The 7,683-nt window shown below is 64.6% G+C and carries 6 protein-coding genes and 1 pseudogene; 6 read left to right on the top strand and 1 reads right to left on the bottom strand.

The genetic code is table 11. From position 1 onward, the window contains the following. From ACR65W_RS16735 to ACR65W_RS16725, 3 genes and pseudogenes are all read left to right on the top strand, one after another. A pseudogene (locus tag ACR65W_RS16735) lies at window positions 1-274 on the top strand (MBL fold metallo-hydrolase); the annotation flags it as partial. 216 nt (window positions 275-490) lie between these two features. Further along, window positions 491-1,699, top strand: coding sequence for a DNA cytosine methyltransferase (locus tag ACR65W_RS16730; RefSeq protein ID WP_434500259.1), 1,209 nt, complete (start codon window positions 491-493; stop codon window positions 1,697-1,699). A 151-nt stretch (window positions 1,700-1,850) separates the two neighbouring features. Continuing rightward, window positions 1,851-2,258, top strand: coding sequence for a very short patch repair endonuclease (locus ACR65W_RS16725; protein ID WP_434500260.1), 408 nt, complete (start codon window positions 1,851-1,853; stop codon window positions 2,256-2,258). An 83-nt stretch (window positions 2,259-2,341) separates the two neighbouring features. On the opposite strand, the gene efp is transcribed toward ACR65W_RS16725, so the two are convergent. Next, a complete protein-coding gene (efp, locus tag ACR65W_RS16720; RefSeq protein WP_029651659.1) occupies window positions 2,342-2,911 on the bottom strand; it encodes an elongation factor P in 570 nt (189 codons plus the stop codon). Window positions 2,912-3,005: 94 nt separating this feature from the next. Here efp and epmA point away from each other — a divergent pair, with 94 nt between their 5' ends. The 3 genes from epmA to typA all read left to right on the top strand — a co-directional run bounded on the left by epmA (window position 3,006) and on the right by typA (window position 7,654). Continuing rightward, on the top strand, window positions 3,006-4,049 hold the full coding sequence (epmA, locus tag ACR65W_RS16715) for an EF-P lysine aminoacylase EpmA (RefSeq protein ID WP_434500261.1): 1,044 nt from the start codon (window positions 3,006-3,008) through the stop codon (window positions 4,047-4,049). A gap of 133 nt (window positions 4,050-4,182) precedes the next feature. After that, complete coding sequence (locus tag ACR65W_RS16710; RefSeq protein WP_434500262.1) at window positions 4,183-5,658, top strand: hypothetical protein; 1,476 nt, start codon at window positions 4,183-4,185, stop codon at window positions 5,656-5,658. A gap of 175 nt (window positions 5,659-5,833) precedes the next feature. Then, entirely contained in the window at window positions 5,834-7,654 is a 1,821-nt protein-coding gene (typA, locus tag ACR65W_RS16705) for a translational GTPase TypA (RefSeq protein ID WP_434500263.1), read from the top strand. The last annotated feature ends 29 nt before the right edge of the window (window positions 7,655-7,683 follow it).

Here is a 7,683-nt window from a genome sequence, read left to right as displayed (position 1 = left end):
CGTCATTTCCATCGCGCTCGCGGTTGACCGCAAGGGCGAGCTTGTCGGCGATCCGGACGTCGTCTTCGCCGGCGTGCCGAAACGCGGCAAATTCGGCGAGGAGATGGGCGAAGTCATCGACGAGGCGCTCTTCGCCGCCTTCGAGGCGCTGTCGCGTCCGCGACGCCGCGACGCCAACGCCGTCTCAACGGCGATCGAGCGCGCGGTGCGCGGCGCCGTATCGTCCGTCTGGGGCAAGAAGCCGACCGTGCATGTGATGGTCGTCGCGACGTAGGGCGAGTCCCTTAAAAAGGGTGCGAAACCCTCTCCCATCGGGAGAGGTGGCTGCGAAGCAGCCGGGAGAGGGGTTCGCCTCTTTACCGTTTGGCGTGATACCCCTCGCCCCGGACCTTCGGTCCGACCCTCTCCCTTAGGGAGAGGGCTTCTCGCGCTTCTTTTCAGTCGCGGCGGCGGCGCCAAGCGGGTACGCTGCGCTTGGAGCGAATCGCGCATGGACAAGCGGCCTGCCTATTACGAATTCTTCGCCGGCGGCGGCATGGCCCGCGCCGGGCTCGGCGACGGCTGGCGCTGCCTTTTCGCCAATGACTTCGACCGCAAGAAAGCCGAAAGCTACCGCGCCAATTGGGGCGGCGAGGAGCTGCACGTCGGCGACGTGCGCGAGATCTCCACGGCGCAATTGCCTGGCCGCGCCGATCTCGTCTGGGCGTCTTTCCCCTGTCAGGATTTGTCGCTCGCCGGCGCCGGCGCGGGGCTGAAGGGCGAAAGGTCCGGCACGTTCTGGCCCTTCTGGGATTTGATGAAGGCGCTCCGCAAGGAGGGCCGTGCGCCGTCGCTCATCGTGCTCGAAAATGTCTGCGGCGCGCTGACCTCGCATGGTGGAAGGGATTTTGTAAAAATCTGCGAGGCGCTGGCGAAGGAGCGTTACAGATTTGGCGCGCTGGTCATCGACGCGGCGCTGTTCGTGCCGCAATCGCGCCCGCGGCTGTTCATTATCGCTGTGCGGGAGGATGTCGCGATTCCGGCGTCTCTCCTGCGTCATTGCGAGCGAAGCGAAGCAATCCAGAGTGATGCCGGGGCTGCTGGTTTGCTTCGGCGCTTCGCTCCTCGCAATGACGGCTTCCACACGCGCGCGCTTTTCGCGGCGCATGAGCGCCTGCCGCAAATGCTTCGCGCCAATTGGCTCTGGTGGAATTTGCCGGCGCCGTCGCTGCGCAACACGACTCTGTTCGATGTGATCGAAGACAGGCCGCTCGATGTGGAGTGGCGCAGCGTCGAAGAGACAAACGCGCTCATCGCCATGATGAGCGACGTAAATCTCGCAAAAATCGCCGAGGCGAAGCGCGCCGGGCGCAAAATGGTTGGAACGCTCTATCGCCGCACGCGCTATCACTCGGGCGAAAAAATCCAGCGCGCCGAGGCGCGTTTCGACGAGGTTGCGGGGTGTCTGCGCACGCCGGCCGGCGGCTCGAGCCGGCAATATGTGCTGGTCGTCGACAAGGGCAGGGTGCGCTCGCGGCTGATGTCGGCGCGCGAAACCGCGCGGCTGATGGGACTGCCGGAAGATTATTTGCTCCCCGCGACCTATAGCGACGCCTATCATCTGACCGGCGACGGCGTCGTCGTTCCGGTCGTGCGCCACATTGCAGCGAGCCTGTTGGAGCCGTTGCTGAATACATGCGCCGTGCAGGAGGCGGCTTGAGCCCCCTCCCTACCCCTCCCCCGCTTCGCGGGAGAGGGAATCGTCGCGATCAGCGTCGCCGCGCTAGCCGCAACCTTTACGAGGGGCGGTCTCTGCTCCCTCTCCCGCAAGCGAAGCGCAGCGGGGGAGGGTTGGGGAGGGGGTCTTACGCGTGAGCGTGAAAGAAACGCGCGAACAGCGCTCCGCCATCATGCGCGCGGTGAAGGGGCGCGACACCGCTCCTGAAATCGCCGTGCGGACGATGTTGAGGCGTTTCGCGCCGGGCTATCGGCTGCATCGCAAGGACGTTCCCGGCACTCCCGACATCGCCTTCATCGGCCGCAAGCGCGCGATCTTCGTCCATGGCTGCTTCTGGCACGGGCATGATTGCCGGCGCGGCGCGCGCAGCCCTAAGGCCAACGCCGACTATTGGCGCGCCAAGATCGCGCGAAACGTCGCGCGCGACGCCGCGCATCGCGAAAAGCTCGCGGCGCAGGGCTGGCGCGCGCTCGTCATTTGGGAATGCGAATTGAAGGACGCCGCCGCCGCAGAGAAAAAGCTGCGCGAATTTTTGGGGTAGGGGGCGTTTCTCCTTCTCCCGCCGGCGGGAGAAGGCGTCATCACGAAGTGACGACGGATGAGGGCCTTCACCCGGTCGTCCCCTCAATCCTTGGCGCGCTCGACATAGGCGCCGTCTTCGGTCTGGATCACGACGCGCGTGCCCGGCTGAATATGCGGCGGGACCATGACGCGCGCGCCATTTGCGAGCTTCGCCGGCTTATAAGACGAGGATGCGGTCTGGCCTTTCATCGCCGGCTCTGTCTCGATGATCTCCAGCGTCACGCGCGGCGGCAATTGAATGCCAACGGCGACGCCGTTGAACATCGACAGGATGCAGACCATGCCCTCCTGCAGCCACTGCGCCTGATCGCCGATCACATCGGTGGGCACGATGATCTGCTCATAGCTCGCCTGATTCATGAAGTGATAGCCGTCGCCGTCATTGTAGAGATAGCTGAAATCCTGATCCTCGACGAAGGCGCGCTCGACCTGTTCGGTCGTTTTGTAGCGGTCCGAAGTTTTGACGCCGTCCGAGAGGCGGCGCATGTCGATCTGCGTCGTCGGCGTGCCCTTGCCGGGGAAAAAACTTTCGGCGGTCAGGACGACGTAAAGCTGCCCGTCATCTCTCTCGATGATATTGCCTTTGCGAATCGAACTGGCGATGACTTTCACGTCCGTATCCCTTATTGCCGGCCTAGTTTATGAACGGCGGTCAGACCATATTTCGGGCGCGCCGGCAATCCGGGCCCCGCCTCGCGGAGACCTTATGACGCGCGCGTCGCCTTGGTGGGCCCGGGATGTTTATGCCGACCGCAAGCCCTTTCTCAAGGGCCGGGCGGCGATCGCCGCCGCCACCCGACGTTTCTTCGCCGCGGAAGGCTTCGCCGAGGTCGAAACGGCGGCGCTTCAGCTATCGGGCGGCAATGAAACGCATCTTTCGGCCTTCGCGACGGAGCTGATCGGCTCGGGTGGCGACCGGAGCCGGCTCTATCTCCATACCTCGCCGGAGTTTTCCTGCAAGAAGCTGCTCGCGGCGGGCGAGGAGCGGATTTTCACCCTTGCGCGCGTCTTCCGCAATCGCGAGCGCTCCGCTCTGCACCATCCCGAATTCACCATGCTGGAGTGGTACCGCGCCGACGCGCCGACCCTGCGGCTGATGGAGGATTGCGCCGGACTGCTGGCGAGCGCGGCGCGGGCGGCGGGCGCGACGGATTTCGCCTGGATGGGACGGGTTTGCGATCCATTCGAGGAACCGCAGATCATCAGCGTCTGCGACGCCTTTGCGACCCACGCCAGCATTGATTTGGAACCGCTGCTCGACGACCGCGACGGGCTCGCCCGCGCCGCCGCGCGGGACGGCATACGGGTCGTCGAAGACGACAACTGGTCGGATCTGTTCAGCAAGATCATGTCCGAAAAGATCGAGCCTATGCTCGGTCGCGAGCGGCCGACGATCCTGACGGATTATCCGGTGAGCGAGGCGGCGCTCGCCCGCGCCAACGCCGATGATCCGCGCTTCGCCGATCGCTTCGAACTCTATGTCTGCGGCGTCGAGCTCGCCAATGGCTTCGCCGAATTGACTGACGCGGCGGAGCAGCGCCGGCGCTTCGAGGCGCAGATGCAGGAGAAGCGTCGCATCTATGGCGAGACCTATCCGATTGACGAGGATTTTCTCGCCGCTCTGGCCGAGATGCCGCCGGCCTGCGGCGTTGCGCTCGGCTTCGACCGGCTGGTGATGCTCGCGACGGGGGCGGCGCGCATCGAACAGGTGCTGTGGACGCCAGTGGCCGAGCGCGGCACGGCGCTCTAGTTCTCATTCAAATAAACGACGTGGTGCTGGCGCGTACGTCCTACGCTGGCAGGGACGTCCATATTGGCGCCATTTGGCGGCGAACGCGGGCGATACGCGCTCGCACGCCGCGCATGATTTCATGGAGGGCGCGATGGGCCTTAAATTATTGCTGAAATCTATCGTGGCGATCGCCCTGACGATCACGACCGCCGCCTCGGCGCAACAGAAAGAAACCCCGACCGCGCCTTCTGCGCCCGTGACGACGTTCGACGATAAGCTCGTCAAGATCGGAGAACTCGCCCCCGGCTTTGGCGGGATGTATTTCGACGAAAAGGGCGCGCTGCAGGTCTATATGAAAAACGCCGCCGAACTGCGCAGCGCGGACGCGATGAAAGCCGCGCGGTCGCAGGTCACGTCGGCCATCGCCAGAGTGCTCGGCGCGGAGTTCCTGACGCAAAACGCCGCCGCCAAAGGCCGCGCTCAAGAACCGAACATCATCAAAGGCGACTACGACGTCGTCGAACTCGCCAAGTGGAAGAAAAGCTTCGGCCCGGCGCTTGATGGCCAGGAGATCGTCTTCGTCGATCTCGACGAACGTCGCAATCGCGTGACCATCGGCGTCGTCGGCGATCCGTCGCGCCAAAGATTCGAAGCTCTGGCGAAATCGCTCGGCGTACCGTTTGAAGCGCTCATCATCGAAGAAACGCAGCCGATCCGCTTCCACGCCTCCTTGCGGGACAAAAGCCGGCCGGTTCCCGGCGGCGTTCAGATCGAAATCGACACCGGCGTTTTCGCCTTCAAGATCTGCACGCTCGGATTCAACGTCGTGCGCAATGGCCGCGACGGCTTCGTGACCAACTCTCATTGCACCAAGAATCGCGGCGTCAGCAATGACGACGATTTCCATCAGCCGAACGATCCGCTGTTTTCGGGCAATAAGATCGGCGACGAGGACGCCGATCCCGCCTATTTCACCGGCGGCATGTGCCCCTCGGGCAGGAAATGCCGCTTCAGCGACAGCGCCTATGCCGACTACCGGATCGACCGCGGCCGTTTCGAAATCGCGCGACCGACCAACAATGTCGGCTCGCTGACGATCAACGGTTTTCCGAGCGTCTTCCGGATCATGAGCGAGACGCCGGACTCGGTCGTCGGGATGAGGCTCAACAAGGTCGGCCGCACGACGGGCTGGGCCTTCGGCGACGTGCGGGCGACCTGCATCGACGTCAATGTCGCGGACACCGACGTCAGGCTGCTGTGCCAGAGCCGCGTCGGGCGGGTGAGCGGGACGAACAAGCTGACGGACAATGGCGACAGCGGCTCGCCCGTCTTCTCCATCCTGCCGACCGCCAGCCAGGCGAGCCTGCACGGCATTCTGTGGGGCGGACCCGACGATGGCAGCTCCTTCGTTTTCAGCCCGATGAGCATGATCGAGCAGGAGCTCGGGCCGCTCACCACCTTCACGGCGCAGCAGCCTCCGCAGCCCCAACCGCCTCCGCCGACGCCGCGCGAGCAGTGCTTGCGGGACTGTAACGCCGAGCGGGACGCCTGTCTGGCCGACGGCGGCCTGGGGTCGCAATGCATTCCCGCCTGGCGCCGCTGCCGGGAGCAGTGCCCGGCGCGGTAGCCCGCGGTTCGGGCAGGCGTCTGGCCTGGGAGGGACCGCCCAGGCCGGCTCCGCTTCCAAATTCCCCCGCCTTGAGGTATGAGACGCTGCATCGCAACAACAGCCAGCGTCTCCAGTTCCCGGCCGCTCTCGGGCGGCCGCAGAGGCGGCTGTTTTACCTGGCCGGCCTTTGAACATGCAGCTGCGCAATATCGCCATCATCGCACACGTCGACCATGGCAAGACCACGCTCGTCGACCGCCTGCTCCAGCAGTCGGGCGCCTTCCGCGAGAACCAGCGCGTCGCCGAGCGCGTGATGGATTCGAACGATCTCGAAAAAGAGCGCGGCATCACCATCATGGCGAAGGCCACGTCCATCACCTGGAAGGATGTGCGCATCAACATCGTCGACACGCCCGGCCACGCCGATTTCGGCGGCGAGGTGGAGCGCATCCTGTCGATGGTCGACGGCGCCATCGTGCTCGTCGACGCCGCCGAAGGCCCGATGCCGCAGACGAAATTCGTTGTCGGCAAGGCGCTCAAGATCGGCCTGAAGCCGATCGTCTGCGTCAATAAGGTCGACAAGCCTGACGCCCGCGTCTCGGAAGTCGTCAACGAGGTCTTCGACCTCTTCGCCGCGCTCGACGCCACCGACGAGCAGCTCGACTTCCCGATCATCTACGGCTCCGCCAAGCAGGGCTGGATGGCCGAGGAGCCGACCGGCCCGCAGGACGGCATGGCGCCGCTCTTCGATCTCGTCGTCAAGCATGTGCCGGCGCCCACCGTCGAGGACGGCGGCTTCCGCATGCTCGGCACGCTGCTGGAGGCCAATCCCTATCTTGGCCGCATCATCACCGGCCGCGTCTTCGCCGGCAGCGTGAAGCCCAATCAGGCGGTGAAGGTGCTCGACCGCACCGGCAAGATCGTCGAGCAGGGGCGCGTGTCGAAAATCCTCGCCTTCCGCGGCATCGAGCGCCAGCCGATCGAAGAGGCGGAAGCCGGCGACATCGTCGCCATCGCCGGCCTCGAAAAATTCAACGTCGCCGACACGCTCTGCGCGCTCGACGTCAACGAGCCGCTGCAGGCGCAGCCGATCGATCCGCCGACGCTCTCCATGACCTTCCTCGTCAATGACAGCCCGCTCGCCGGCACGGAAGGCGATAAGGTTACGAGCCGCATGATCCGCGCGCGCCTCTTCAAGGAGGCCGAAGGCAATGTGGCGCTGCGCGTCGAGGATGCGCCGATGGGCGACGCCTATATCGTCTCGGGTCGTGGCGAGTTGCAGCTCGGCATTCTGATCGAGACCATGCGCCGCGAGGGCTTCGAACTCGGCGTCTCGCGCCCCAAGGTCGTCTTCAAGAAGGATGAGAACGGCGATATTCTGGAGCCGATCGAGGAAGTCGTCATCGACGTCGACGAGGAGCATAGCGGCGTCGTCGTGCAGAAGATGAACGAGCGCAAGGCCGAGATGATCGAGATGCGCCCCTCGGGCGGCAATCGTCTGCGGCTCGTCTTCCATGCGCCGACGCGCGGCCTGATCGGCTATCAGGGCGAACTTCTCACCGACACGCGCGGCACGGCGATCATGAACCGCCTGTTCCATGAATATGCGCCCTACAAGGGCGAGATTCAGGGCCGCCGCAACGGCGTGCTGATCAGCAATGATTCCGGCGAGGCCGTCGCCTACGCCATGTGGAAACTGGAGGATCGCGGCCCGATGATGATCGAGCCCGGCTGGAAGGTCTACAAGGGCATGATCGTCGGCGAACATACGCGCGACAATGATCTCGAGATCAATGTGCTCAAGGGCAAGCAGCTCACCAACATCCGCACCCAGTCGAAGGACGAGGCGGTGCGCCTGACGCCGCCGATCCAGATGACGCTGGAGAAGGCGCTGGCCTATATCGAGGACGACGAGCGCGTGGAAGTGACGCCGAAGTCGATCCGCCTGCGCAAAGTGTTCCTCGACCCCAACGACCGCAAGAAGGCGAAGGGCAAGGCCGCGCTGGTGGAGTGAGGGGCCTTCAGAGCGCGTCATGCCCGCGC

Origin of the sequence: Methylocystis sp. (assembly GCF_051062815.1) — a bacterium.
GTDB lineage: Bacteria > Pseudomonadota > Alphaproteobacteria > Rhizobiales > Beijerinckiaceae > Methylocystis.
The sequence above is the reverse complement of the archived record's forward strand: the minus strand, read 5'-3'. Positions and strand labels throughout refer to the sequence as shown.